23 protein-coding genes and 1 tRNA gene are annotated in these 25,142 nt (G+C 50.5%); 16 read left to right on the forward strand and 8 right to left on the reverse strand.

Going from position 1 to position 25,142, the window contains the following annotated elements:
* Positions 1 to 11 precede the first annotated feature (11 nt).
* Both GU926_RS12890 and GU926_RS12895 read right to left on the reverse strand, forming a co-directional pair.
* Positions 12 to 596 (reverse strand): hypothetical protein, encoded by a 585-nt coding sequence (locus GU926_RS12890; RefSeq protein WP_160692511.1) that lies wholly within the window; start codon positions 594 to 596, stop codon positions 12 to 14.
* A gap of 195 nt (positions 597 to 791) precedes the next feature.
* Entirely contained in the window at positions 792 to 2,579 is a 1,788-nt protein-coding gene (locus tag GU926_RS12895; protein ID WP_160692513.1) for an ABC transporter ATP-binding protein, read from the reverse strand.
* 148 nt (positions 2,580 to 2,727) lie between these two features.
* Between GU926_RS12895 and GU926_RS12900 the strand changes: the two genes are divergently transcribed.
* The 8 genes from GU926_RS12900 (at position 2,728) to coaE (ending at position 9,810) form a co-directional block, all read left to right on the forward strand.
* On the forward strand, positions 2,728 to 3,828 hold the full coding sequence (locus GU926_RS12900; RefSeq protein ID WP_160692515.1) for a Glu/Leu/Phe/Val dehydrogenase: 1,101 nt from the start codon (positions 2,728 to 2,730) through the stop codon (positions 3,826 to 3,828).
* Positions 3,829 to 4,687: 859 nt separating this feature from the next.
* Entirely contained in the window at positions 4,688 to 5,860 is a 1,173-nt protein-coding gene (gene nusB / locus GU926_RS12905; protein ID WP_160692517.1) for a transcription antitermination factor NusB, read from the forward strand.
* A gap of 127 nt (positions 5,861 to 5,987) precedes the next feature.
* Positions 5,988 to 6,293 carry a YtxH domain-containing protein gene (locus tag GU926_RS12910; protein ID WP_160692519.1) on the forward strand — a complete coding sequence of 102 codons (306 nt, stop codon included), beginning with the start codon at positions 5,988 to 5,990 and terminating at the stop codon, positions 6,291 to 6,293.
* Between the two features lie 10 nt (positions 6,294 to 6,303).
* Positions 6,304 to 7,299, forward strand: a complete 996-nt coding sequence (locus GU926_RS12915; protein ID WP_160692521.1) for an isocitrate/isopropylmalate dehydrogenase family protein — start codon at positions 6,304 to 6,306, stop codon at positions 7,297 to 7,299.
* 15 nt (positions 7,300 to 7,314) lie between these two features.
* Entirely contained in the window at positions 7,315 to 7,860 is a 546-nt protein-coding gene (locus GU926_RS12920; protein WP_160692523.1) for a DUF1573 domain-containing protein, read from the forward strand.
* A 6-nt stretch (positions 7,861 to 7,866) separates the two neighbouring features.
* A complete protein-coding gene (yajC, locus tag GU926_RS12925) occupies positions 7,867 to 8,196 on the forward strand; it encodes a preprotein translocase subunit YajC (RefSeq protein WP_160692525.1) in 330 nt (109 codons plus the stop codon).
* Between the two features lie 113 nt (positions 8,197 to 8,309).
* Positions 8,310 to 9,194, forward strand: a complete 885-nt coding sequence (locus GU926_RS12930) for a YbbR-like domain-containing protein (RefSeq protein WP_160692527.1) — start codon at positions 8,310 to 8,312, stop codon at positions 9,192 to 9,194.
* A gap of 4 nt (positions 9,195 to 9,198) precedes the next feature.
* On the forward strand, positions 9,199 to 9,810 hold the full coding sequence (gene coaE, locus GU926_RS12935; protein WP_160692529.1) for a dephospho-CoA kinase: 612 nt from the start codon (positions 9,199 to 9,201) through the stop codon (positions 9,808 to 9,810).
* A 727-nt stretch (positions 9,811 to 10,537) separates the two neighbouring features.
* Here coaE and GU926_RS12940 read toward each other — a convergent pair.
* The 3 genes from GU926_RS12940 to GU926_RS12950 form a co-directional block, all read right to left on the reverse strand.
* On the reverse strand, positions 10,538 to 11,704 hold the full coding sequence (locus GU926_RS12940; protein ID WP_160692531.1) for a hypothetical protein: 1,167 nt from the start codon (positions 11,702 to 11,704) through the stop codon (positions 10,538 to 10,540).
* 72 nt (positions 11,705 to 11,776) lie between these two features.
* A complete protein-coding gene (locus GU926_RS12945; RefSeq protein ID WP_160692533.1) occupies positions 11,777 to 11,983 on the reverse strand; it encodes a hypothetical protein in 207 nt (68 codons plus the stop codon).
* 202 nt (positions 11,984 to 12,185) lie between these two features.
* Positions 12,186 to 12,260, reverse strand: a tRNA-Val gene (locus GU926_RS12950).
* Between the two features lie 174 nt (positions 12,261 to 12,434).
* Between GU926_RS12950 and GU926_RS12955 the strand changes: the two genes are divergently transcribed.
* The 6 genes from GU926_RS12955 to GU926_RS12980 all read left to right on the forward strand — a co-directional run bounded on the left by GU926_RS12955 (position 12,435) and on the right by GU926_RS12980 (position 18,719).
* Positions 12,435 to 14,951 (forward strand): AsmA family protein, encoded by a 2,517-nt coding sequence (locus GU926_RS12955; RefSeq protein ID WP_262886142.1) that lies wholly within the window; start codon positions 12,435 to 12,437, stop codon positions 14,949 to 14,951.
* A 132-nt stretch (positions 14,952 to 15,083) separates the two neighbouring features.
* Positions 15,084 to 15,797: an SIMPL domain-containing protein gene (locus GU926_RS12960; RefSeq protein WP_160692537.1), complete on the forward strand. Its 714-nt coding sequence runs from the start codon at positions 15,084 to 15,086 to the stop codon at positions 15,795 to 15,797.
* 226 nt (positions 15,798 to 16,023) lie between these two features.
* Entirely contained in the window at positions 16,024 to 17,031 is a 1,008-nt protein-coding gene (locus tag GU926_RS12965; RefSeq protein ID WP_160692539.1) for a serine hydrolase domain-containing protein, read from the forward strand.
* A 231-nt stretch (positions 17,032 to 17,262) separates the two neighbouring features.
* Positions 17,263 to 17,673, forward strand: a complete 411-nt coding sequence (locus GU926_RS12970) for a hypothetical protein (protein ID WP_160692541.1) — start codon at positions 17,263 to 17,265, stop codon at positions 17,671 to 17,673.
* A 315-nt stretch (positions 17,674 to 17,988) separates the two neighbouring features.
* Positions 17,989 to 18,483 carry a DinB family protein gene (locus tag GU926_RS12975; RefSeq protein ID WP_160692543.1) on the forward strand — a complete coding sequence of 165 codons (495 nt, stop codon included), beginning with the start codon at positions 17,989 to 17,991 and terminating at the stop codon, positions 18,481 to 18,483.
* A gap of 14 nt (positions 18,484 to 18,497) precedes the next feature.
* Positions 18,498 to 18,719: a hypothetical protein gene (locus GU926_RS12980; protein ID WP_160692545.1), complete on the forward strand. Its 222-nt coding sequence runs from the start codon at positions 18,498 to 18,500 to the stop codon at positions 18,717 to 18,719.
* Here GU926_RS12980 and GU926_RS12985 read toward each other — a convergent pair.
* Positions 18,716 to 19,702 (reverse strand): helix-turn-helix transcriptional regulator, encoded by a 987-nt coding sequence (locus tag GU926_RS12985; protein ID WP_160692547.1) that lies wholly within the window; start codon positions 19,700 to 19,702, stop codon positions 18,716 to 18,718. The genes GU926_RS12980 and GU926_RS12985 overlap by 4 nt on opposite strands.
* Before the next feature lie 186 nt (positions 19,703 to 19,888).
* Between GU926_RS12985 and GU926_RS12990 the strand changes: the two genes are divergently transcribed.
* Positions 19,889 to 20,707 carry a TerB family tellurite resistance protein gene (locus GU926_RS12990; protein WP_232058320.1) on the forward strand — a complete coding sequence of 273 codons (819 nt, stop codon included), beginning with the start codon at positions 19,889 to 19,891 and terminating at the stop codon, positions 20,705 to 20,707.
* Positions 20,708 to 21,642: 935 nt separating this feature from the next.
* Here GU926_RS12990 and GU926_RS12995 read toward each other — a convergent pair.
* Positions 21,643 to 22,755 carry a mechanosensitive ion channel family protein gene (locus GU926_RS12995; protein WP_160692549.1) on the reverse strand — a complete coding sequence of 371 codons (1,113 nt, stop codon included), beginning with the start codon at positions 22,753 to 22,755 and terminating at the stop codon, positions 21,643 to 21,645.
* Positions 22,756 to 22,827: 72 nt separating this feature from the next.
* Here GU926_RS12995 and GU926_RS13000 point away from each other — a divergent pair, with 72 nt between their 5' ends.
* Entirely contained in the window at positions 22,828 to 23,184 is a 357-nt protein-coding gene (locus GU926_RS13000; RefSeq protein WP_160692551.1) for a hypothetical protein, read from the forward strand.
* Positions 23,185 to 23,638: 454 nt separating this feature from the next.
* On the opposite strand, the gene GU926_RS13005 is transcribed toward GU926_RS13000, so the two are convergent.
* Entirely contained in the window at positions 23,639 to 24,865 is a 1,227-nt protein-coding gene (locus GU926_RS13005) for a Glu/Leu/Phe/Val dehydrogenase dimerization domain-containing protein (protein WP_160692553.1), read from the reverse strand.
* Between the last annotated feature and the right edge of the window lie 277 nt (positions 24,866 to 25,142).

Raw genomic sequence — 25,142 nt, forward strand, 5'->3', positions numbered from 1 at the left:
GAGCAGGCTATCTATTTTCTGGTGGTTCTCACTTTGAAATGATACGTGCCCGAGATGTTTTTCTTGACGCCGTTGCTGTTAAGTTCCAGGGCAGACAATTGGTATTTGCCCTTAATCTGGAAGATAGCCTCATTGCCCGAAGCCCCGGCATACGTAATTGCCACTATTTCATTAAATTCTTCGGCCGTAAACCCCTCCTGGCTTACTAAGTAAGTGCTGCTGCCTTCCGTCACTGGCACCTTAAACGAGAACTGGAATGGGGCAGAAACTTGTCCAAACTCCTTAATGGTATACTTTTTCAGGTTGGAGGACTTGGCCATGGCAGAGCTGTCTTTCGGGAAAGAGAGAAAAAACGTGTTTCTGGTAGAAGCCGAAGAAGCAAATGTGAAATACGTGGAGGCATTGTATTCACTAGAAGGCAGATCCAGGTGCGTGCAGTCAATCTTCCTTTCCCAATCAGGTGTCTTGAAGGCTAGATGCAGGCTGTCGTCTGCTGCTTGTGAAGGTTCAGGATCGTCAGAGGGGCAGGCGGTTAAAAAGAAGAGGGCACAGCCCGTCAAGGCTAAGGAGAATACACGCTGGGTGATGGTTGGCATATAGCTGAAGGTTTAGATGGGAGAGGCAAGATGTGATAAGGCATAATCCTCTCAGAAGCTAAAATAGCAACCTATATCTAGTATCTACAATACCTGAAAATGAGTAGTTTATAAGCAAGGATAGAGGAGCGGAGCAGCGAAAGCAAAAGTTCGTTTTTGGCCTCTTTTGGTCAAAACAGGTCAAAAACGAACGGATTACTCAATATCCTCGGTTTGTAGCTGGCGCTCATATAAGGCGCGGTATAAGCCATCTGTGTCGGCCATCAGTTCGTCATGGCTACCGTGTTGTACTACCACGCCGTCATCCAAGACCAGAATCTTATCGGCTAGTTTCACGGAGCTTACGCGGTGCGAGATGATGATGGACGTGCGGTTGTGCATGACGCGTTGGAGGCTGTTCAAGATGGCGTTCTCCGTCTTGGTATCTACCGCAGAAAGCGAGTCGTCCAGAATCAGAATCTTAGGCTCACGGGCCAGAGCGCGGGCAATGGAGACACGCTGTTTCTGCCCACCGGACAAGGTAATGCCGCGCTCGCCCAACACCGTGTCAAACTGCTGCGGGAAGCGCATGATGTTCTCGTAGACATCGGCATCTTTGGCGGCTTGTAGCATCTTTTCCTCAGACAGCGCCTCTACCCCAAACCCGATGTTGTTTCTGATAGAATCTGAGAAAAGAAACACGTCCTGCGGCACGTAGCCAATCTGACTGCGCAAAGTGCTTAAATTATACTGTCTGATGTCCTCGCCATCTACCAGAATACGTCCACCAGTGGCATCATATAAGCGACATAGCAAAGCGGCAATGGTGCTCTTGCCCGAGCCTGTGTTGCCGATCACGGCCAGCGTCTCGCCGGGGTTAATCTGGAAAGACAGTTTCTTCAAGGCATAAATGCCGGTGTCTGGGTAAGTGAAGTCAACGTCCTCAAAGGTAATGGAGCCCGTGATGTCTTTCTCCTCTATCGGTCCTGAGAGGATGTCTGTCTTGGTGTTCAAAAACTCGTTGATGCGTTGCTGGGAAGCGGCGGCGCGCTGTACCAGAGAGGTAGTCCAGCCCAAAGCCGTCACGGGCCAGGTGAGCATATTCACGTAAATCAAGAACTCGGCTATTACTCCCGGCGTGATACTTCCGTTAATCACTTCTTTACCACCCAACCACACGGTGATAATAGTACTTAAGCCAATCAAAAATAAGATAAGCGGGAAGAACAATGAGTTGACAAAGTTGAGCTCCAGGGACTTGTCGCGGTAGGTGTCGCTGGCCACGGTGAAGTTGGCGTGCGAATCCTGCTCACGCACAAAGGATTTCAATACCCTGATGCCCGAGAACGCCTCTTGCACAAACGTAGTAATACCCGAAAGGCTTTTCTGAATCTCGTCAGACTTGCGCTCAATGATGTTATTCACGTAGTAAATGCTCATAGACAAAATAGGCAGGGGCAACAGCGTGTAGAGCGTCAGTTTCACGTTCACGGATAACATGTACGGTATGACCATCAGGAACAAGGCCACCAGGTTGATGCCGTACATGATGGCCGGCCCGATGTACATGCGCACACGGCCCACATCCTCAGAAATTCTGGCCATGAGGTCACCGGTGTTATTCTTGCGGTAAAAGCTCAATGGCAGGGTCTGGTAGTGCGCGAAGATTTCGTTCTTGAGGTCGTTCTCCACCAGGCGGCTCATCACAATGATGGTCTGGCGCATAAGAAACAGAAAAACACCCCGCAGCAAGGCCATGGCCACTATCACCGCACCATAAAACAGCGTACTGCGCGCGAAGCTGTCATACACCGTCTCTTGCTGGCCGAAGCCTTCGTGCAACTGGTGCAGGTTAATGCCTTCGCGCACCAGATCAAAGGCGTGCCGAACCACCTGCGCCGGGATGATGGCAAAGACGTTGGAAACAATCACAAACACAATTCCCCAGAAAAACCGGAATTTGTACTTGAGCAAATATTTATTGAGGTAGCGTAGTGATTTCACGGTATAATTTTAAGTTTTACTACGAGGCTAACAGATGTTAGGGTTTTCCTTGTTGTAGTAAAAAGATATGCCTACTTTTGCGGCAAAAGTACTAAATCTGGGAGCCGTTTTCCGCAGGTTTTGGAAGTAAATCATTTTATTCACAATTATGGTTGAAATAAAAGAAATAGCAGGAGGCCAGGAATCATCGGTTTTTAGCCAGATGGGCCAGTTTGATCATGAGCAAGTAGTGTTCTGCCATGACCACGACACTGGGTTGAAAGCCATTATTGGTATCCACAACACGGTGTTAGGCCCAGCCTTGGGCGGTACCCGTATGTGGACCTACGCCACTGAGGCCGAAGCACTACGCGATGTGTTGCGTCTTTCCCGCGGTATGACCTTCAAGTCGGCCATCTCTGGTTTGAACCTGGGCGGTGGTAAGGCCGTGATCATTGGCGACTCCAAAAAGGATAAGAACGAGGCGATGATGCGCAAGTTCGGGCGTTTTGTAAACAACCTGAACGGTAAATACATCACCGCCGAGGACATGGGCATGACCACCCTGGACATGGGCTACATTGCCATGGAGACCAAGCACGTGGCTGGTTTGCCAGAGTCGCAAGGCGGTAGCGGTGACCCTTCTCCGGTAACGGCCTACGGTACCTACATGGGTATGAAAGCCTCTGCCAAGAAAGCTTGGGGCAACGACAGCTTGGCAGGTAAAAAAATCTCTGTACAAGGTACTGGCCACGTAGGTGGTTATTTGATTGACTACCTGGTAAAGGAAGGTGCTCAGTTGTTCATCACTGACATTGACCAAGACCGTTTACAGCGTATTTCTTCGGCTACCGGTGCTACCGTAGTTGGCTTGGATGAAATCTATGACCTGGATGTGGATATCTATTCTCCTTGCGCCATGGGAGCCACCATCAATGACAACACACTTTCACGTTTGAAGTGCCAGATCATTGCCGGTTGCGCCAACAACCAGTTGCAGGATGAGAACGTGCACGGCCCGGCTCTAGTGCAGAAAGGCATGATCTACGCGCCAGACTTCCTGATCAACGCGGGTGGTATCATCAACGTGTACTCAGAAGTTAAAAAGCTGAACCGCGAGTGGTCTATGCAACAGACAGAGCAGATCTACAACACCACGTTGAACATCTTCGCGAAGGCTGAGGCAGACGGTACGCACACGCAGAAAGCCGCCACTGAGCTGGCGCAGAAGCGTATTGACGATATGGCTAAGATCAAAAGAACTTACTAATCTTAGTTTCGCCTTCTAAAGGCGAGGAGATATTTAGAAAGCGTTTTTGGCTTAGTTTCTCAGAAACAGGCCAAAAACGCTTTTTTGTTTCTGATTGACTTTGCCGCATCTTACCTCAGATTCTCCCCTTGAGGGGAGCGTAGAGGGGTGTTCTCACCGACAACTCTGACTGTCTGTCAAATAGCAGTTACCTCTCAACCTCGTTCTTCTTAACTTCCTTTTCTTACTTTCTACCCGCGTTTGTCACTTTTCTCCTTGATGAGAAAAGTAACCAAAAGAATCAAGAAGAAAAGAAACTCGCTGCCGCTCAGACAGCTTTTCTTCGGAGTGTGCACAGTGAGAAGCTATCTGTTCCATCGTAAGCTCACGCCATTGCCAATCGAACTTCTATTACTTTCTCCCTCGGGGAAAGAGACTTAAATTGACCAGTCTCTTTCCCCTCGGTCAAGGGCTGGCGGATGGCTAGGTGAGTCGTTGCAATGCCTGCATGCGCTGGCGCGGGAGATGTAGAGACAACGGCACCGCCTTGTCTCCTGCGTATTGCTTTGCTAGCCTGACCATCTGCCTCTGCTCTCAAGACCTCGTAGTGTCCGGCAGGACCTGCGAGCGTCTGCGCCAACAACCGTTTTCAACCTAATTCCCACAAAATACCCCAAAAACGCTTTTCCATTTTCCAGCCTCTTTCCCAGCCATCCACCAAAGACTCAGAATTAAAAAGAAGTACTGTTTGCTTCTTGCTCTCTTAGTTCGGACCTTTGCGCCAGAATTGGCGGTATCGCCATGCCTTGGCAGCGGGCCAGCGCCTCTTTGCCAACTTTTACGCTTATTTTCACGTTCACCACGTTCTTTCCTTATCCTCATGCTCAACCGCAGAATACTCCGGATCAAAGCCATGCAAGCCATCTACGCCTATGTACAGGCAGAAGGCTCTAACTATCTGTTGGCCCTAGACCGCATTGCAGACACGTTCGCGCCAGATTTAATGGCCATTGAGGCGCAAGACAGAAAGCTGCTGGAAGGGCAGAAGCAAATTGCCACGCTGCTCTTCAAAGAGTGGTATGAAACCAAGAAGTTTGACACCGAGGAGAAAGACAGAGAGATTCTCAACGCGGCCCAAGACGCCGTCAACTTCTACCAAAACTCGCTTAAGAAAGACTATAAATCCTTCGGGAACCAGATGCTTACGGCCGTAGAGGAAATCTATGACCGCTACCTGCTTACCTTGCTGGTGATGCAGGAAGTGACGCATTTGATTGAAGGCGAAGAGAAGAAAGCCGCCACCCGCTTCACGGAGCGCACGGATGTAGACCTGCGCGGTCTTCTCAGAAACAAAGCCTTGACCAAACTACAGGATAACAAGTTCCTGGAGCAGCGCGTGATCAGAAGAAACGTGAGCTGGGCGGGCAACCTGGACGTAGTACAGCAAATCTATAAAAACGGCATCAAGAAAGACGAGCAAGTGCTGGCCTATCTGGACCTAGTGGAGCCTACCTATGAGCAGGACCATGAGTTGCTCAAGCATCTTTATAAAAACGTCATTTTCAAAGACGAGAACCTGCAAGGCCTGTTTGAAGAGCAAGACCTGAACTGGGTGGAGAACAAGTCTGTGGTGAAGAGCCTGGTGAACAAGTCCATCAAGATGCTGGAAGAAACCACAGATGAGCACCTGCCGCTCTTGGACCTTTCGGCCAGCTGGGACGATGACAAGGCCTTCTTTGAAGAACTCTACCACGAGACCCTCAAAGACGACGCCAAGTATGAGGCCATGATCTCTGAGAGCGTGCAGAACTGGGACGTGGAGCGCGTGGCCCTCATAGACAAGATCATCTTAAAAATGGCGCTCTGCGAGATGCACATTTTTAGAAGTATCCCCGTGAAAGTGACTATCAACGAGTATATCGAGATATCCAAGGTGTACAGCACGCCTAAGAGCAAGCAGTTCGTGAACGGCGTGTTAGACAAGCTGTCACAGCAGTTAACCGCCAGCGGTGCCATCCGTAAATCAGGGAGAGGTCTATTGGACAACAAATAAGAAGCAGATTTTTGCGTTCTTACAGAAGCGAGCGTTGCATTAGACCCGTTTTTCAGCTATTTTTCTGAAAACTAGCCAAAAACGGCAAGGCTCTTTTTTATTGAAACCTGTAACCACAACCAACACCATGGGCAAAAAAACAACCTCCATCATTGCCTTTTCCACCGGAATCGCCACGGGTGCCATCCTGGGGATTTTATTTGCGCCTGAGAAAGGCCGCGAGACCCGCGACAAACTCAGCTTTCAATTAGAAAAATACCGTGCCCGCCTGCTGGAGCTTTCCAACGACCTGATTGCCGGCCGCGAGGAGCAGGGCTCTGCCGCCAAGACCGAAGGACAGCGCGTAATCAAAGACGCCCGCGACAAAGCAGAGCGCCTTTTGCAGGACGTAGACACGCTCATCAACGAAATAAACAGTAAGAAAGAAGCATAAGCCCTTGACCATGACAACCGTTACCCTTATTCCCGGCGACGGGATAGGTCCTGAGATCACTGAAGCCGTAAAGGCGATCTTCACTGCCGCACAAGTTCCTATTACTTGGGAAGAAGAAAACGCCGGACAAACCACCTTTGACAGCATGGGTGAGTTGATTCCGCAGTCTTTGATTGACTCGCTGGAGCGCAACAGAATTGCTTTGAAAGGCCCCATCACCACACCGGTGGGCAAAGGCTTCAAGAGCATCAATGTGCAGCTGCGCCAGAAGTTTGACCTGTACTCCAACGTGCGTCCCGCCAAAACCACGGCCGGTGTGAAAACCCGCTTTGATAACGTGAACCTGGTGCTGTTCAGAGAAAACACCGAAGGGCTGTACGCCGGCCTGGAGATGTATGATGAGCGCCTGGGCATCTCTGACTCCATTGCCCGCGTGACGGTAACCGGTTGCCACAAGATTGTACGCGCCGCCTTCGCTTACGCAGACAAAAACAAGAAGAAGGTGACCGTGGCCCACAAAGCCAACATCTTAAAGTCTGCCGGCAGATTGATGCTGGAAGCCGCCGCAGACGTGTCTAAAGAATTCCCGAACGTGGTTTGGGAAGACAAGATCATTGACAACATGTGCATGCAGCTGGTGAGCAAGCCAGAGCAGTTTGAGGTGATTGTGACCACCAACCTGTTCGGGGATATTCTCTCTGACCTGTGTGCCGGTTTGGTAGGCGGTCTGGGCGTGGTGTCTGGCGCCAACATAGGCGATGACATGGCTATTTTTGAGGCCGTGCACGGCTCTGCCCCAGATATTGCGGGTCAAGGCCTGGCCAATCCAACGGCTCTGTTGCGCTCTGGCATCATGATGCTGCAGCACATGGGCATGCAGGCAGAGGCAGACAGAATTGAAGACGCCCTGGAGAAAACCTTGCTAGACAAAAACTGCTGCACCCGTGATTTGGGTGGTACGGCCTCTACCTCAGAGTTCGCGCAGCACATTATTTCAAACTTGTAATTACCTTTCCCTTATATGAAAAAGCAATTTGTAATAGCAATGCTATTGGCTGCCGGTTTCTGGACCGCCGGCTGCGAGAAAAAGCAGGACACTGAAACTACCACTACCACCACAGAACAAACTGCTTCTGTGAGCACGGTGGCCACCAATGACCCTGCCACCAACCCTAACGTGGCCAGCGCTGAGCCGGTGAACCCCAACGCGCCAAAGCCGGTCATGACCTTCAAGGAGACCGAGCATGACTTTGGTACCATCAAGCAGGACAAGAAGGTACAGCACACGTTTTCATTCACCAACACTGGTAAATCGCCGCTGGTGATTGAGAGCGCTACCGCTACCTGCGGTTGTACCGTGCCAGAGTGGCCAAAAGAACCTATTGCGCCAGGTGCCACCGGCAGCATTAAGGTAGAGTTTGACCCAACCGGTAAAGTTGGTCAGCAGTCTAAGCAGATCACCATCACCGCCAACACTGATCCGCAGGTTAATCAATTGATCATCAAGACCAACATTACCGCTTCTGTGCCTACGGCCGGGGCAGATGGTCCTGTGCGCACTAACTAATCTCTGATGTTGACGATACTTTTACAAGCCAGCCCGCTAGGGGCTGGTGGACTTTCCAACATCCTGTTCTTCGGAGCAATCATCCTGGTGTTTTATTTCTTCATGATCAGGCCGCAGCAGAAAAAGGCCAAGGACCAGAAGAAGTTCAGAGATGAGCTGAAACGCGGCATGAACGTGGTCACCATTGGTGGCTTGCACGGCCGTCTGCTCAGCATTGATGAAGACACCGTCTGGATTGAGGTAGACAAAGGCATCAAGCTGAAGTTTGACAAATCGGCGATTGCCGTAGAGGCAACCAGCCGCGTGAACAAAGCTACCGCAGAAACTGCCGCTTAATTCTTTAGCATCATACTTTGCCATTCAATAAAACAAAGCAAGCCCTCCTCTGGTTAGTAAGACCGTTTTCTCCCAAACAGAAACGGTACTGGAGAGTGGTTTTGCTTTGTTTTTTGACGGCTACCACCTTCTGGGTGCTCAACTCTCTAAACAAGAGTTACATTGCCCGCATCTCGTATCCCATCCAATTTGTGTATGATCAGCGCCAGCTGGTGCCGGTAAAGCCCCTCCCCGAGGAGGTGATGGTAAGCGTGACCGGCAAAGGCTGGAAGCTGCTGCGCAAGAACCTCATGTTTCAGGTAAAGCCCGCCGAGCTTTCCATTAGAGGCTTACCCTATGTGAAGCGTCTGCCGGGCGCGGCCCTCAGACCAGCCATTGCCAACGCGTTAGACGGCCTGGAACTGAACTACGTAGCCACAGACACGCTCTACTTTGACTTTGACCATCTGATTACCCGCAAAATTCCGTTGGGCATAGACACAGCCCAGGTGCGCATTGGCCCAGGGTTTACGTATGGCGGCCAGCTGCGCATTCAGCCAGACTCTGTGGCCTTCACGGGGCCTAAGCAGATCATCAGCATGTTTCCCAGTCCGTACCCGCTGGCGCCTCCAGAGGCGGCCCTGCAGAGTTCCTTCAAGGGCGAGTTGCCGTTGCTGTATGATTTTACAGAACTGGTGAAGGCCAACATAAGCAAAGCCCAGGTGCAGTTTGCAGTATTGCCCCTTGACAAGCTGGAAGTGGTGGTGCAGCCGGTGCTCAAGAACTTTCCGCCTAAGTACCGCCTGGCCTACCTGAACGGACCCGTGAAGGTGAAATATGCCTTCCATCCCAGAAACCGAGGCCTTATTGAGGCCGCCCAGTTTGAAGTAACGCTGGATTATGCGCAGTACAATGCCGCAGACTCATCCATTGTGCCCACTATTACGCAGAAGCCTACGGGTATCCGGCAGGCTTCCATTGCACCGGGCAAAGTAAAAATTTCCTTAACCGCGCTCTAACCGTATGCTCAAGATTGGGATAACCGGCGGCATAGGGTCTGGCAAAAGCATTGTCTGCCGATGCTTTCAGCTGCTGGACGTACCCGTCTATGATTCTGATGCCCGCGCCAAATGGGTGATGCACGGTGACCCAGAACTGCGCGAAGGATTGATCTCCACCTTCGGGCCGAATACTTTTGATGCCCAAGGTAACTTGGATAGGCCATACCTGGCCCAGAGAGTTTTCCATAACCAAGAGGAGTTGGCCAAGCTCAATGCCTTAGTGCACCCACAGGTGCGCAAGGACTTTCACCGGTGGCTAGAGGCGCATGCCCAGGCCCCCTACATTCTCAAGGAAGCAGCGCTCATGTTTGAGTCCACGGCCTATACCCAGGTAGACCACGTGCTGACGGTTTCGGCCCCGGTGGCCCTGCGCCAAAAAAGAACCCTGGCCAGGGACCCGCACCGTACTGCCCAAGACATTGACGCCATCATCCACAAGCAACTGCCAGAAGAAGAACGCCTGCGACGCTCTCAGTTTGTCCTCTACAACGATGACCGACAATTGGTGCTTCCGCAAGTCATCCAGCTCCACCAAACGTTTCTAGGCTTAGCTTCTAACTCTTCCCATCATTAGTAGGAAATCCATTTTTGGCCTGTTTCCCGGAAATCAGGCCAAAAACGAGTTCTGCTGCGTTATTATTTACAATGCCTTGGTTCAACGGAGAGATTATCTGATGAATTAGCAGAGGCCTTAACAAGCTCTACATAAAGAAATGCTGACCTAGAGATGGTTCTCATTTGGTGCCACCTATCGCTGCGTAAAAACTACGTCGTGTCGGTGCCACGTCACTACAACCGGAAGCCGGCCGAAGGCCCAGCCGGTCTCGTGGCAGTAGATAAAGGAAACCGTGCCTTGGCACGAGTGACTCTGCAGCGACAGCCAAGGCCATTGCCCGAAACCAGCAAACCAACCATCAAACGAAAGCAGAATTGGGACCTAAACCAGTCCTGGCACTGAGCGCTTCTGGTGTTTGTGCGCCGCGGGCAGCGGCGGGAGGGACAAAGTCCCACAAACAACAGCAGCGCGAAGGGCAAGGACGGGGCCCCGCGGCCGTGAGCGCTTACCAGAAGAAATGAAACAGCAAAGGTTATTCGCACCGCAAGAAAGAACGTATGAAGTGATAGCCGACTGCGTGCACAAAGGCAGTGTCAGAAAGTCACGGATTTAACCTCCGCGCTATAGAAGGCAAGACGGAAAAGACAGTCCAAGGCCTTTATAAGAACACCAACAGCAAGCAATCAAACAATCGTTTTTCGCCTAAATCTCAGAAAACAAGCCAAAAACGCCATTCAGCCAACCGCTATTTAATAATAGGATACCGCTGAAACGGCTTAGATGGATCAAAAATCTTGCGGTACGTAACGTGGGTTTTGTAGATGACTGCCTCCAGCCCGCGCACCACCATCATCATTTTAGGATTAAAATCACCGATCCAATTCATTTCTACCACGCCTACCCCTTGCGCCAGCACGGCCTTTTGAGACATCGCAGACATGTAACTGTCAATGCCTTTGCCCTGGAACTCCGGGACAACGCCAAAGATCAACCCCAAGGCCTTTTTGTTGGGCGTGTGATTATAGCGCCAGCGGTAGTACAGAAACTTAAGCTTGCCCAGCCAGTCTAGGCGGCCGTTCAGGTGCTTGAAAATCTGGTTGAGTTCGGGGAGCATGATAAAGAAGGAGACGGGCTGGTCATGGTGGTAGGCAAAATAGATGAGCTTTTCATCCATGACCGGTTTCATGCTGTTAATCAATTTTCTAGCCTTCTCCAGCGTCATTTCATTGAGGCCGGAATGCCCTGCCCACGCTTTGTTGTAGACCTCCAGAAACTCCTGGGTGAGTTTTTCCATGTTCTTTTTAGAAACATGCCGGAAGGAGTAAGCCGGGTCGTTCTCAATGAGGGCCGCCCGTTGTAGGACCTTGTCGCTGAGCTGGTGGGCAGGATCACGGCGATAGGTGTACTGCTGAAAATACACCTGGAAGCCGTAGTTCTCAAAAAGCTCTTTGTAGTAGGGCGGGTGGTAGAACATGCCGTAGTTAGGCTCGGTGAAGCCCTTCACCAACAGTCCCCAGAAACGGTCCCGCTCTCCAAAGTTAATGGGTCCATCCATGGCTTCCATGCCCTGTGCTTCTAACCAGTTCTTACAGGCATCAAACAAGGCGTTGGCGGCGGTCTGGTCATCAATGCACTCAAAGAAGCCCATGCCGCCGGTCACGTACTCAGAGGCGTCTTTGGTTTTGCCGTTCACAAAGGCGGCTACCCGGCCTATGGTCTGGCCGCGGTCATCCTGCAGGAGCCACCGGATGGCAGAGCCGTTCTTAAAGTTGTGGTTGCGCTTCGGGTCAAAGGTCTGCTCAATGTCATTGTCCAGAGGCCTGATCCAGTTGGGGTGGTCTGTGTAGAGCGTAGCAGGAAAATCCAGGAACGACCTGAGGTGGGCGGCAGAGGTAACTTCTATCAATTGCATAACGGCGGCGTCTTGTAGCCCCCAAATTACACAATTGCCCTAAAAGTGCCATGACTCCCGCTATTGGAAGGCTCAGGCAAGCCCAGAGAGGAGGGATTGATGCGGGTGCGCCAGCATTTCCAGGTGCATGGCCTCACTAAAGCTGTAGGCCCTGTGGTCATAGGGGCTCACAAACGCCTCTTTCATGACCAGCCAGGAAATGTCAAAACCCAGGAAATACATGGGCACGGGGCTTATCTGCCAGCCCTGGGACAATAAAAGTTGCGCATTTTCTTCCATGGCGGTTGTCTGTCTAGGTGTGCGGAAAAGAAACCAAGGCCGTTTTGCTTGTCCAAAAAGACGCTGGTAAAAAGAATAACAGGAAAATAATCAGATTGTTAGAGCCCACAGGAGGAAATGAGGCTAGAGAGGGAGGCCTGAAGATATAGCAAAAACCATATAAAACAAAAAAGCCTTACCGGGTAGGTAAGGCTTTTTGAAGTGGGGCGTGCTGGATTCGAACCAGCGACCCTCTGCTTGTAAGGCAGATGCTCTGAACCAGCTGAGCTAACACCCCTTCTTTATCTTTCCGACGACCTATTGTCCCCGTTTGATGATGCAAATATGGGGGGTAAAATTTAATCTACCAAATGCGGTTCAGAAAAAACTTCAAAAAAATTTATGCCGCCCGCCTAGCTTTGGCGCGCTCATTTTATGCATGTATATTTAGACCCTGAAAATCAGAACGTTTGTGGGAAAGACAAAAAAGGTAGCCCGATATTTTTTTTTCGTGATGGGAGGGCTGGTGCTGGTGGCAGGACTGGCGGCGGGCACTATTTATCTTTACCAGGACAAAATCATACAGCTGTTTATCACGGAGGCCAACAAACACATCAAGACCAAGGTGGCCGTGGAGAAGATAGACGTCTCGCTCTGGGAGAAATTCCCGCAGGTGGCCATCTCCCTCCAAAACGTTGAAATCACCGAAGCTGTCCCCGGCAGCACCGCTCCGCTGGCCAAACTCAAAAACATTCACAGCACGTTCAGCCTCTGGGACCTGGTGTGGGGAGAATACCGCATCAGAGAAATCTATTTAGAGGAGGGCGAGGTGCATGTAAAGGTGCTTTCCAATGGCGAGGTCAACTATCTTTTTTACCAGTCTGCAGACACCGCGCAAACCGGAAAGCTCTCTTTTGACCTGCAGGGAATTACGCTGCGCAAGGTGCACGTGCTGTATGTAGACGCTCCCCTCCAGCAAAGGTATGACGTGCAGGCCCACCTGATGAAAGCCGCCCTCACCCTAGAGGAACCACTTGTGAACATTAAGCTCAAAGGCAACGCGCGGGTGAACACCATTCGGTTGGCCGGCAATGAATACCTCAAGCAGAAGGAACTCACGCTGGGCAGCCAGTTATCTGTAGACGCAGAACGCAAGCACGTGGCCCTGCAGCCCTCTGAGTTGCGCGTGGGCAAGGCGCAGTATCAGTTTGGCGGCACCATTGACTACGCCAACAAAACACACTTGGACCTGGCCCTGGAAGGCAAGAACACCGATGTACAGTCGCTGGTAGCCTTGCTGCCGCGCCAGGCCACCCAGTCTTTTGCGCAGTACCAGAGCCAGGGCGATGTCTATTTTAAAGGAACGGTGACCGGCGAGGCCTCCCATAAGAAAAGCCCAGCCATACAGGTAAGCTTCGGATGCCGGCAGGCTTCTTTCTTCCACCCAGAGTACCAGGAGAAGCTAGAACAGGTGAGCTTTACGGGGCGCTTTTCCAACGGCACGCTGCGCAACAGCCAAACCTCAGTGGTGGAGCTGCGCAACATCAAAGGACAGTTGCGCGGCAAACCATTCTCTGGAGAATTTGTGTATGCCAACTTTCTCAACCCAGACGTGCAAGCCAAGCTGAAGGCCGATCTAGACGTAGCGCACGTTTTTGGCCTATTTCCGGTAAAAGAGGTCAAAAACGGCAGCGGACGGGCGCTGGTAGATTTTTCTTTTGCGGGCAACCTACGCGCGTTCAAAGCCAATCCTAGGGGAGCGGGCATTTCTACTTCCGGGGAGGTACAGTTGCAGAACGTGAGCCTGCTGTTCAGCCAGCACCCACTGCCGTTCAAAGGCGTACAGGGCACGTTTCAGGTGCGCAGGAATGACGTGGCCATCTCAGACCTCAAAGGAACCATTGGGGAGACGGATTTTCTGGTGAACGGCTTCCTGAAGAACGCCCTGGGGTATCTATTCCTGGACAATCAACGACTGCGCGTAGAGGCCGATTTTAAGACTCGTTATTTGAACCTGGATCAGTTGCTGGCTGCCTCTACCACGGCCCCGCCGGTCAAGCGGCCATCTGGGAAAGTGGATGCCTACGGCTATGCCTTGAACATGCCCGCCCACCTGGAACTGGACATTAACGCCGCAGTGACTAGTTTGAAGTTCAGACGATTCAAAGCCAAGCAGCTACACGGCAACGTGCGGCTGCAGAACCAGGTCATCTCTTCGCCCAACATTGCCATGCAGGTGGTGGGAGGCCGGTTTCAGGTGCAGGGAAGCGTAGACGCCCGGCAGCCGCTCATCAAGATCAACTCAACGGCCAACATCCAGGACATTAAGGTAGACAGTTTGTTTTATGCGTTTGAAGACTTCGGGCAGGCCTTTATTACCCAGCGCCACCTGCATGGCACCTTGACGGCGCGCATTGAGTCTGAGCTATTCTTTGACCACCACCTCAACGCCCGCGAAGACCTGATGCAGGCCGAAATCAACACTACGCTGCGCGACGGCCAACTGCTCAACTGGGCCCCATTGCAGAAGATGAGCACCTTCATTAGTCGGGGTGAACTGGCCAACCTGCGCTTCTCAGAAATCAAGAACAACTTCTACATTCAGGACCGCACCATTTATATTCCAGAGATGGAAATCAAGTCCAGCACCAGCCGGTTCAACAACATCACGCTGTCTGGCATGCACACCTTTGACCAGCAGATGGACTATAAGCTCAAGATCCCGTTGTCTGGTGCCACCAAAGCCAAGCGCGACAAAGACGAGCGCTTTGGCGTGATAGCCACCACCGCCACTGCCAGCCCCAACCTGTTCCTCACCATCAAAGGCCGCGAGGGCAACTTTAAGGTAGCCTATGACCAGGAACGCGTCAAAGCCAAGATAGCCGCCGACCTCAAAACCGAAAAGCAGGAATTGAAAGAGCTCTTCCAGGGCAAGAAGAAGGAAGAGAAAAAGGCCGTGAAACCCACCACCGAGTACTTTGACTTTTAAGTCGTTTTTGGGCTGTTTTGGAGGAAAGAGGCCAAAAACAATTAATTTCAGAAAGTATTATTCTTATGTAAGCAATATTAATATATGCGGTAGATAGAATACCGCATATATTACATTCTCTAAAAATTCGAAATGAAAATCCTTCTTTATGTAATCATTTTACTTGCATCTACGGTGGCATTCGGCCAAAACGTGGATGACCAAACTCTTCAAATTAATGGAAGTGCAAGACTTTCTGTTAAACCTGATATAGGGGTTTTAAATATTAAAGTTTCTGATATAAACGCGTCAATGAGCAATTCAATTGCTAGAGTTGGCGAGAAAACAAACGACTATGTGAAAATTTTGCAAAAACTTAAATTCAACAAAGAAGATATAAAGACAACGAGCTTTGCAGTTTCTAAGAATAGTATATACAGAGATGAAAGATATGTTGATAGTGGCTATGTGGCCTCTCAAAATATTAGAATAGCGTTTCCGTATAGCCAAGAAATTCTTTCTAAAATTCTGAATGAATTTGCTAAAAGCTCTACAGAAGTAGACTTTAGTTTCGCCTTCGAACTTTCTGAAAAGCTGAAAACTGAAGTTCAGAATAAAATTATTGAGTTAGCTGTGAATGATGCAAAAAGTAAATCAGTAATTATTTCGAAAGCTTCAGGTCAAAAGCTGAAGAGAATTCAAAGTATTAATTATGGTTGGAATCACGACACTGGCATGGAGCAGATAGAAAGGGAACAAGTATATGCTGCGGAAGCTGTGGCCGCTGGCGGAAGCGTGCCATTCAATTTCACGCCAGATGATTTAATTTTTAGAGATACTATCACAGTAACTTGGATTATTGACTAAGCTATTCATTTTGATAAATCCTGCTTTGAGAACTTTTAGTAGATGTGGTTTAATAAATATTAGCCTGAGAAACTTTATCTGCTGCCTCTTTACATCCCTCTTATTAATATTTTCTGCCTGCCTACCTAATGCTGGCACAACTTCCCAAAGCGCAACCTCAACCGCCAATGTCTATTACCCTGGCGAAGGAGACAACTGGGAGCGCAAGAAGCCTGAGGAAGTGGACATGGATGCAGAGTTGTTGGCGCAGGCGGTGGCGTTTGCGCAGACGCAGGAGACCAAGCGGCCGAAGGATTTCTCTGACCAGGAGCAGATCTTCGGGAAGTTGCTGGGGCCTATTCCCGAAGACCGCGCAGCTACCAACGGCATCATCTTAAAGAACGGCTACATTGTGGCAGAGTGGGGAGACACCAAACGTGCAGACCCTACCTACAGCATCGCCAAAAGCTTTTTGTCTACCATTTTGGGCATTACCATAGACAAAGGCATGATCAAGAATGTGCAGGATCCGGTGGCCAACTACATCAAAGATGGCGGCTATGACTCTGAGCACAACAGAAAAATCACCTGGCAGCACCATGCCCAGCAGACCAGCGAGTGGGAGGGAGAACTGTTCGGCAAGAGCCACACCTTTTTGGGCAAAGAGGAGTTTGGAAGTGGAGAACGCAAACCCCGCGCTTTGCAAGAACCCGGTACTTTCTATGAATACAATGACGTGCGCATCAACCGTATGTCCCTATCCTTGTTGCGTCTCTGGAAAAAGCCCTTGCCCGAAGTGTTGAAAGAGCAGATCATGAACCCTATTGGCGCGTCCTCTACCTGGCAATACATTCCCTATAAAAACTCTTACGTGGACGTAGACGGCAAACAACTCCCCAGCGTGAGCGGCGGTACGCGCTGGGGAGGCGGCCTCTGGATCAATACCCGTGACGAAGCCCGCTTCGGGTATCTGTTTCTGCGCAAAGGCCGTTGGAAGGACAAACAGCTCGTCTCAGAGAAATGGGTACAACAAGCCCTCACGCCCAGCCAGCACGGACCCGACTATGGCTACCTTTGGTGGCTCAATACCCAGAAGAAGCAATGGCCAGACGCGCCTGCCACCAGCTACGCCGCCTTAGGCGCTGGTTCCAATACCATTTGGGTTGATCCTGAGCATGACATCGTGGTGGTATGGCGCTGGCACCAAACCAACGGCAACGAGTTCTTCAAGCGCATTCTGGCCGCGGTGAAGTAGTAGTAAGGCCTATCGGCTTTCCTTTGCCATGGTAGATTACTGTTTTAGCTGGCGTTTTTGACTTGTTTTCTGAAAAATAGCCGAAAAACGGGAAAGTATTAATATGGCAAATGCGTTTCATCAACGCAGATTCTCCCCTTGAGGGGAGCGTAGAGGGGTGTTTACAACTGCTGGTCTTGATATTTGTATTTAGTTTAGAGGTTAGTTGGTAGTAATATTGAATATTAAAAAATGAAAGGCGCCTTGAAAGCTATACTGTATATTTTTCTAGTCATACTTTCTATTGGTGTTCTCTTTGCCGCTGTTCTGATAGCTGATAATAAAGACAAGGAAGAAAAATTGAGTGAGGTTGCCCATATTGTGATTGGATTGGGAGAGAAAATAAATGATTTGGAATCAGCCGATTTAATTATCTGCGACAGCACATATAATTACCTGAATTCAAGCTTAAAAGATACGATTGGTGAAAATGTGGGGATACCAAATAGTAAATCCCCTTGTGCTGTTTTTATAAGATACAACTTCAAGTCAGGAAAATCTAAAGTTCTGGAAGCAGATAGCCTGTACGGACTTGATAAACTTTCTGGCGCAACCAGCTTTTACCTATTTAAAGACTCTGTTAAAGTCGCATATCACGACTAAAAAAATACTACCAACAAGGCATAAACGTCAGCCTCCGACCGACGGCCTCGCCCTTCGTTTATACTAGACGTTAGAGCAAAATGCCATCCCTTTTTGTAGAAGAAATAATTTACTATTCTCCTGTGTAAACACCCCTCTACGCTCCCTCAAGGGGAGAATCTGCGTTGAGAGTCTGTGTTCCATTTGAAAAAGCTACAGGCAATTCACTTCACTCTTTTCTTTCTCTTCTAAAATTTTTCTGTAAGCTACTGACAGACTGTTGTCACTAGGGGCGGGTACTTTTGGTGCATCGTTAAACAAGTAACCCCAAGACCTATGGAAACCATCACATCCACCACCCCTGCCACATCCATTATTTCATCCAAAGACCTGCTGGCTCACTGGCAAGGACACCGTAACGTCACCCGAAGAGTCATTGAGGCCTTCCCAGAGAAAGAATTGTTTGAGTTTTCTATTGGCGGCATGCGCACGTTCTACAAAATGGTGCAGGAACTGCTGCTCCTGGCCGCACCCGGCGTGAAGCAGATGGCAGATGGCACCGTTCCGCAGATCAAAGAAGACCTGTATCCAGCTAACAGCAAAGAAGAACTACTGGCCCTCTGGGATGCCCAAACCGAGGCCATGAACCAAGACTGGGCCCTTATACCAGATGAAAGATTTCAAGAAACCATTCTGGCGTTTGGTGCCTATGAAGGTTCTGTGATTTCTACCGTGCTGTATTACATTGACAATGAAATCCACCACCGCGGGCAAGGATATGTGTACCTGCGGGCGCTGGGCATTACGCCACCTAACTTCTATGAGAGGTAATCTAGGCCAAAGCTATGAGAACCGTATTGGTATTCAAGACATCGGTGCGCACCAGCCATGGCGTACAGCAGGTTGCTCCCTTGCTCAATCAGTTGCTAGATGCCACGGAGCGCTGGAACTTTGACCTGCAAGACTGTGACCATATCCTACGAGTAGAGGCGAAGGCGGTGACGCCTTCCGTCATCATTGATAAGATGCAACAAGCGGGTTTTCTATGTGCAGAACTAGAGGACTAGCCATAGATGGGCTCTGGTTGTAGCGCTAAGGATGCCTGCACTCTGGCAATGATGTCGCTTACCTGCTGCTTTAGGCTTTCGGGCTCCAGAATCTGGGCGCAGTCTCCAAACATGAGAAACCAGCGGGCCATGCCCTCGCATTGGTAATCGGTCATGAAGGTCATCTCCACATACTCTTCGGCTACCTCTTCAGAGACAAACCCATAATAGTTGCGGCTGGTCTGGATGTATTTGGCAAACTTTTTCTCTACCCGTAACACCACTTTTACTTTCTCAGAAGGCGATTTGGGCTTTCTATATTCTGATAACGGGCCGTGCTCTTTGCTGAAGGGCCGGTCCGTTAATTTTATCTGGAGCATGCGGTCCGTCCTGAACTGGCGGTAATCTTCGCGCAGATGGCAGTAGCCCATGATGTACCAGAAATTGTTTTCGTGGAACAGGCCCACAGGTTCAATGAGGCGCTCAGTGGCTTCCTCAGCACTGAAGGCCTGGTACTGGAGGGCCACCTGCTTCTTGAGGGCCATGCTGTCAAAGAGCACGTCTAACACATGGGGCGTGTGCTGGTTGAACAGCTGCGTGGTAGAGGAGTCTACCCAAATCTGCGCCTCCAGGGCGGCTACTCTATCTTTGGCGCTGCCCCGCAGCACAGATTTTACCTTGTACATGGCAGACTCAAAATGCGCGCCCAGGGCCTTGTCACTGAACTTCTGCATCAGTTTCTCTGCGGCCACAAAGCTGCCGGCCTCTTCATGCGTGAACATGACGGGCGGCAAGCGGTAGCCGTCCAGCAGGGAGTAGCCCACGCCGGCCTCGCCGGTGACGGGCACGCCCGAGGCTTCCAGGGACCGGATGTCGCGGTACACGGTGCGCAGGCTCACCTGAAACCGGTCTGCCAGTTCCTGGGCCTTTACCGTGCGGCCCGACTGCAAATGCTGCAACATGGCTACTATGCGGTCAAAACGGTTAAGTGATTCGCTGTCCATAGAAATGAGGCGTTGGCTTGTTAAAGCTACCAAAACAAGGGCAATAATGTACGGCAACTAGCTGGTTTTTCAAGGAAGGCTCAAGTTGGCGTTTTTGGCTTGTTTTCCGGGAAATAGGCCAAAAACGCCAACTCGTTTTTAGCCGCTCCGTTCATAAAGCTCTACACCAATGCAACTACAACCATTATGGCCGAAGAAACCACCTTACTCAAAGACTACTCAGACCAGGAAAAAGGAGCGTACCTGGGCGCCCTGGCCACCATTGCCTCGGCAGACGGAAACGTAACCGATGACGAGCTGGAGTTTCTGCGTCTTACCTCAGAAGCCGCCGAACTGCCCGCCAACCTGCAGCAGGAAATAGAATCCATTGCCAAGAACCCTTCCCAGATAAGCCTGCAGAAGTGCCTGGACGTGCTAAAGGGCAGCCAGCTGCGGTTCTCGTTTCTGACAGACGTGATCAGTTTCGCGAAGGCTGACGGAGAATACACCCAGGACGAGCAGAGGCGCATTTCTGAGATTGGCCAGTACCTGGGCATTGACCAGAAGCAGTTCAGCATCCTGGACCAGTTTGTGGACAAGGCCAACCAGGCGCAGCAACAGGGCGAAGACCCTACCTCTCAGTCCTTCCTGAACAAAAGCGGCTTTGGCGACATGTTCAAAAACGCCGGAATCTCGCCGGGCATGGTTACCGGTATGCTGGGCGTTCTGGCGCCCATGGTCATTGCCGGCATGATGAACCGCCGCGGCCGCAGCAGCATGGGTGGCGGTATGATGGGAGGCATGGGCGGCGGCCTTGGCGGACTTTTAGGAGGTCTGCTGGGCGGCGGCATGATGAGCAGAGGCGGCATGTACGGCGGTGGCCGCACGGGAGGCCTTGGTTCTATGGCCTCTATTCTGGGTGGCTTGGCCGGGCGAAGCCGTTACGGCGGTATGGGTTCCGGCGGATTAGGTGGCCTGCTAGGCGGAATCTTAGGCGGCGGCCGCCGTGGCGGGACCGGCTGGTAATTTTCTCTTTGCTCAGCAATCCCCGTTTTTGGGCTGTTTTCACCAAAACAGCCCAAAAACGGGGATTTTTGTTTGTAGCTGATATTTCCTTGCTGACGGATTTTGGTTCTCTTAACTGTCTGCGTATCCTCTCTCTGCGCGGTGGTTGGTGCCCTCACCAACCACTGTCAACTGCCTCTCCAATTGCCATTAGTTCTTATAACAGGCTTGGTGCACGCATTTGGAAGTTCCCTTGGTAAGACCGTCTGTTCCGGTGCGCACTAACTTCCTTTTTCATTTGTTCTGCTAAGCGCTCACGGCCGCGGGGCCCCGTCCTGGCCCTTCGCACTGCTGCTGTTTGTGGGACTTTGTCCCTGCCGCCGCTTCCAGCGGCGCACAAACACCAGAGGCGCTCAGGACCAGGACTGGTTTTGGTTCCAATTCTGCGTCTGCTGGATGGCTGGCTTTATTGATTGCAGGTAAGTGCAGTTCTTGTCGCTGCAGAGTCGTTCGTGCCTGGGCACGGTTACTTTATCTTGTCTTTAGAGTGTATAGGATAGATCAAACTTGCAAAAACAATGCTTGCAGAGTAAACAAAACTACCCAGTAAAGCCATGGAGCCACCCAGTATTTGGAAGGTTAAGACTATAAATACTATGATGATAAGATTAGTCAGAGACTTAAGTAGGGCAACAGAAGTAATTCTATAGGATAGGAATTTGAAGACAATGAAGCTGATGACAAGTGCTGGGAGTGAAAGCAACAACCCAAATAAGATAAGCAATGGGAGGATTTCATATCCGGTATTATAATCTTCGTGGAGCCATCCAACAATTACAAACAGCAAAGGCGCAATGAACACAATGCTTGAGCCCCAAACCAATAGAATATAGCCTCCAGATGTAGTATTATCTCTGTCCCCCATTTTCACATCTCCACATTTTCAAATCTTCAAATCAGTCTTCCTTCTGCATGATGACCGTCTGCGTTGGGAACGCGAACGCAGCGCCGTGCTGCTCTACAATCTCCACAATCTTGTAGTTGATTTCTTCCTTGATGTTCACGTACTCGTCCCAGTCAATGGTGTCAATAAAGTACAGCACCATCACGTCCTTGGAGTGGGCCCCCAGGTTCATGAAACGCACGCGGCCGTCTTGGTTGGTGCGCGGGTAATGGTCAATAAAGTGCTGGATGTCACGGACAATGGATTTTATCTGCGCCGAGGTGGTGTTGTAGGTGAGCATGATGTCAAACTTGACCCGTCTGAACGTGCGCAGCGTGAGGTTGTCCAGGGGCTTGTCAATCATGTGCTTGTTGGGCAGAGTCACGTAGCTTTTCTCCATGGTGCGTATGCGCGTGCTCCGGAAGCCAATCTTCTCAATGGTGCCCTGCACTTCGCCCACTTGCACCAAGTCTCCTACCACAAAAGGGTGGTCCAGGAAAATGGTGAAGGACGCCAGCAGGTTCTCCAGGCTTTCCTTGGCGGCGAAGGCAATGGCCAAACCACCCACGCCCAAACCTGCCACCAGACCTGCCACATTCACCTTAAAGACCGTGCCCAGCATCACAAAGAAGCCGATGATGACCACAATCACCTTAATGAAATCCACGAAGAACGGCACCAGCTGGTCATCCAGCTTAGACTGCGTACGGGCGGCGCGCTTGGAGAAAATCATGCCCACAAAGTCTACCAGGCGCATGACCACCCACGTGAGCGAGAAGATCAGGAAGATGCTGTAAATGCGCTGCAGCACGCGCTTCAGGCCCAGTTCATCTTTGGCGGGCAGTCCCAGTTCTGGCGGATAGTTAAGCCGATCAAACGCAATGTAGAGAAAGACCAGAAACGTGAGCGCCTCTAATGGGACTACCAGCAGCCGCCTGAACTCCTGCATGGTGACCTCAGAGGAGAAGCGTTTCACCATGACTCTGAACAAGATGGAGGTGAGGAGCTTGGATAGAATCTCTTTGAACAGGAAGCCGCAGAGCATAATGCCTATGAACAGGAAATACTGTTCTACCGTGTTGCCCAGATAGACCTGCTCTAGTATGGTCTCAAGTTGTTCCTTCATGTGCTTGAAATTATAACGGTCTGCAACCTTTGGGGCCGCAAACGGGTCATCAGGTAAAAATGGACATTATCTATGAAACGGAAAATTTTATCCCTGCTTATAATAATGCACGGCCTGTTCTTGTTTTCGGGCTGCCAGCACCCAGAGGGCAAAATAGAGTGGCCAGAGGAGAACCTGCAATGGCTCTCTTACGCAGAAACCCAATGCGCCGACCCCTGGGGCTACGGCAATAGCCAGCAGGACAAGGCCCAATACGTAAAAGGCTATCTGGAGAAGCAGGGCATACAAGTGTTCAACATTTCCCTGATCAAAGAAAGCGAGGGCGCCATGTGCCTGGCCTGTACCTGTCCCTCTGGTAGAGTTTTGAGAGTGCAAGTGAAGAAAGAAGACGAAGCCAAGTTACTAGCTTTAGGGTTTAAAATGATTTAGGGACGTGTAATCTCTTTTTTGAAAGATGCACTCTTCCACAGAAAAGCCTCTGCTCTGATAAGGAGCAGAGGCTTTTCCATTACCTGGATCTCCTTTCACTAACTTCCTTTTGTTATGTTGGAAGGACCTCATGGGCGAATTAGACAAGTGCTTGCTACATGTAAATTTCCCGTTTTTGCCCTACTTTCCAGAAAACAGCCCAAAAACGATTTCGCTGCTTCAAGCTTGCGAGAGATTTGGAGGGTGGCAGAGAAGCAAGCCCAACTTGCCGAAACACAGAAGCCGTTTTTAGCCTTATTCTCTGAAAACAGGCTAAAAACGGCTTCTACTATGTAATGAACGTCTATCTAATTCGCCCACAAGGTCCTTTCAGGGTGACAGTGGAGTAAGTTGATGGAAGATTGTCCGTCCGCTTTTCCCTTTCCTATCGTCGGTTTGAAGGCAAAAACAATTGCTAGAGCAACTGGCTCAAGGCAATCTCAAAAGAGGTCTTGGCAATCTCTGTTTTCTCTGGATGACGCGCGTGGGTTTTCTCCAGTGCTTGGCCAATGGTTCTAGAGATATCTGTGAAAATGGCCTCATCTGTAATCTCCACGTCCTGCTCCATCAAGTAAGCAAATACGCGGGCCATGCCGCAGTTGGCAATAAAGTCTGGAATGACAGACACATGCTGGTCGGCGAACTCACCCGTAGGACCGAAGAAGATTTCTGGGTCCTGGAACGGTACGTTGGCCCCAGAGGAAATCACTTCTAAGCCGTGTTGGCGCATGCGTTCCACCTGCTCTTTGGTCACCAATCTAGACGCCGCTGCCGGAATGAAAATCTCAGACTCCAAATCCCAGATGCGGGCGTTGGTGTCTTCAAAAGACAAGAGGTTCTCTGCGTACAAAGTATTGCCTCTGCGGTTTAAGAACAGGTCTTTAATCTCTTCAAACGCGAAGCCTTCTGGATTGATTAAGCCGCCGGCACGGTCAATGATGCCTACAATCTGCACACCTTCACTGGCTAAATAATAAGCCGCCGCCGCGCCTACGTTACCCCATCCCTGAATGATGGCGCGCTTACCCTTCAGCTCACCACCCCAGATTTGATAATAATGACGAACCGCCTCAGCCACGCCATAGCCCGTAATCATGTCGGCTACGTTGTATTTGCGGCTAAGCGAAGGAGAATAGTTGGCGTCTTCAATCACTTTGCTTACGCCTTGGCGCAACTGACCTATCTTGTTGATTTTCTGTGGTTCAGTGGCCTGGAAGTGTCCATTTACTACGCCCTCCTGTGGGTGCCACAGGCCATATTCTTCGGTGATAGGAATTACTTCATGGATCTCGTCCACGTTTAGGTCGCCGCCGGTGCCGTAGTAATTTTTCAATAAGGGGAACACCGCTTTGTACCAACGCTCCAGCACGCCTTTCTTTCTAGGGTCTGCCGGGTCAAAGTTGATGCCCGACTTGGCGCCGCCAATAGCTGGGCCAGAGACGGTGAACTTCACTTCCATGGTTTTGGCCAGAGATTCTACTTCGCGCTTGTCCAGGCCTTTGCGCATGCGGGTTCCGCCGCCAGCCGCGCCACCTCTCAAGGAGTTGATGACCACCCAGCCTTCGGCCTCGGTTTCAGCGTCTTTCCACTCAAAAACAATCTCAGGACGTTTCGTCTCAAATTTGGCCAGTAAGTCTTTCATAGAAATGAAGTGTTGGTTCTTAATGATGGCGCAAAGGTAGGATTTAACGAGCGTTAGTTACTAGAAGAAAAGTAAAAAGCAGAAAAGCGTCTAGAACGAAAGAAGACTTTGTTTCTACGCAAGCCAGTAAAGTCCCCCTCGGAGGGGGTGGGTGGAGGATGATTCATGATTCAGTTCTAAGTCAAAGACTAACTCGATGCGCAGATTCCTTCAATGACTTTCTGCCGTGCACTTCCGTTGGCTGTTCCTGAGAAGGTTCTTTCATCCAGTGCCCTTA

The organism is Nibribacter ruber (assembly GCF_009913235.1).
Classification (GTDB): domain Bacteria; phylum Bacteroidota; class Bacteroidia; order Cytophagales; family Hymenobacteraceae; genus Nibribacter; species Nibribacter ruber.

Excerpts from the sequence above, each read along its gene's own strand:
- GU926_RS12920 (WP_160692523.1), top strand. The coding sequence starts at position 7,315 with ATGAAAAAGCAATTTGTAATAGCAATGCTATTGGCTGCCGGTTTCTGG.
- GU926_RS12915 (WP_160692521.1), top strand. The coding sequence starts at position 6,304 with ATGACAACCGTTACCCTTATTCCCGGCGACGGGATAGGTCCTGAGATC.
- GU926_RS12960 (WP_160692537.1), top strand. The coding sequence starts at position 15,084 with ATGAAAATCCTTCTTTATGTAATCATTTTACTTGCATCTACGGTGGCA.
- nusB (WP_160692517.1), top strand. The coding sequence starts at position 4,688 with ATGCTCAACCGCAGAATACTCCGGATCAAAGCCATGCAAGCCATCTAC.
- GU926_RS12975 (WP_160692543.1), top strand. The coding sequence starts at position 17,989 with ATGGAAACCATCACATCCACCACCCCTGCCACATCCATTATTTCATCC.
- GU926_RS12900 (WP_160692515.1), top strand. The coding sequence starts at position 2,728 with ATGGTTGAAATAAAAGAAATAGCAGGAGGCCAGGAATCATCGGTTTTT.
- GU926_RS12990 (WP_232058320.1), top strand. The coding sequence starts at position 19,889 with ATGGCCGAAGAAACCACCTTACTCAAAGACTACTCAGACCAGGAAAAA.
- GU926_RS12910 (WP_160692519.1), top strand. The coding sequence starts at position 5,988 with ATGGGCAAAAAAACAACCTCCATCATTGCCTTTTCCACCGGAATCGCC.
- GU926_RS12995 (WP_160692549.1), bottom strand. The coding sequence starts at position 22,755 with ATGAAGGAACAACTTGAGACCATACTAGAGCAGGTCTATCTGGGCAAC.
- GU926_RS13000 (WP_160692551.1), top strand. The coding sequence starts at position 22,828 with ATGAAACGGAAAATTTTATCCCTGCTTATAATAATGCACGGCCTGTTC.
- GU926_RS12980 (WP_160692545.1), top strand. The coding sequence starts at position 18,498 with ATGAGAACCGTATTGGTATTCAAGACATCGGTGCGCACCAGCCATGGC.
- GU926_RS12940 (WP_160692531.1), bottom strand. The coding sequence starts at position 11,704 with ATGCAATTGATAGAAGTTACCTCTGCCGCCCACCTCAGGTCGTTCCTG.
- GU926_RS12945 (WP_160692533.1), bottom strand. The coding sequence starts at position 11,983 with ATGGAAGAAAATGCGCAACTTTTATTGTCCCAGGGCTGGCAGATAAGC.
- GU926_RS12890 (WP_160692511.1), bottom strand. The coding sequence starts at position 596 with ATGCCAACCATCACCCAGCGTGTATTCTCCTTAGCCTTGACGGGCTGT.
- GU926_RS13005 (WP_160692553.1), bottom strand. The coding sequence starts at position 24,865 with ATGAAAGACTTACTGGCCAAATTTGAGACGAAACGTCCTGAGATTGTT.
- yajC (WP_160692525.1), top strand. The coding sequence starts at position 7,867 with ATGTTGACGATACTTTTACAAGCCAGCCCGCTAGGGGCTGGTGGACTT.
- GU926_RS12985 (WP_160692547.1), bottom strand. The coding sequence starts at position 19,702 with ATGGACAGCGAATCACTTAACCGTTTTGACCGCATAGTAGCCATGTTG.
- GU926_RS12965 (WP_160692539.1), top strand. The coding sequence starts at position 16,024 with ATGGATGCAGAGTTGTTGGCGCAGGCGGTGGCGTTTGCGCAGACGCAG.
- GU926_RS12970 (WP_160692541.1), top strand. The coding sequence starts at position 17,263 with ATGAAAGGCGCCTTGAAAGCTATACTGTATATTTTTCTAGTCATACTT.
- coaE (WP_160692529.1), top strand. The coding sequence starts at position 9,199 with ATGCTCAAGATTGGGATAACCGGCGGCATAGGGTCTGGCAAAAGCATT.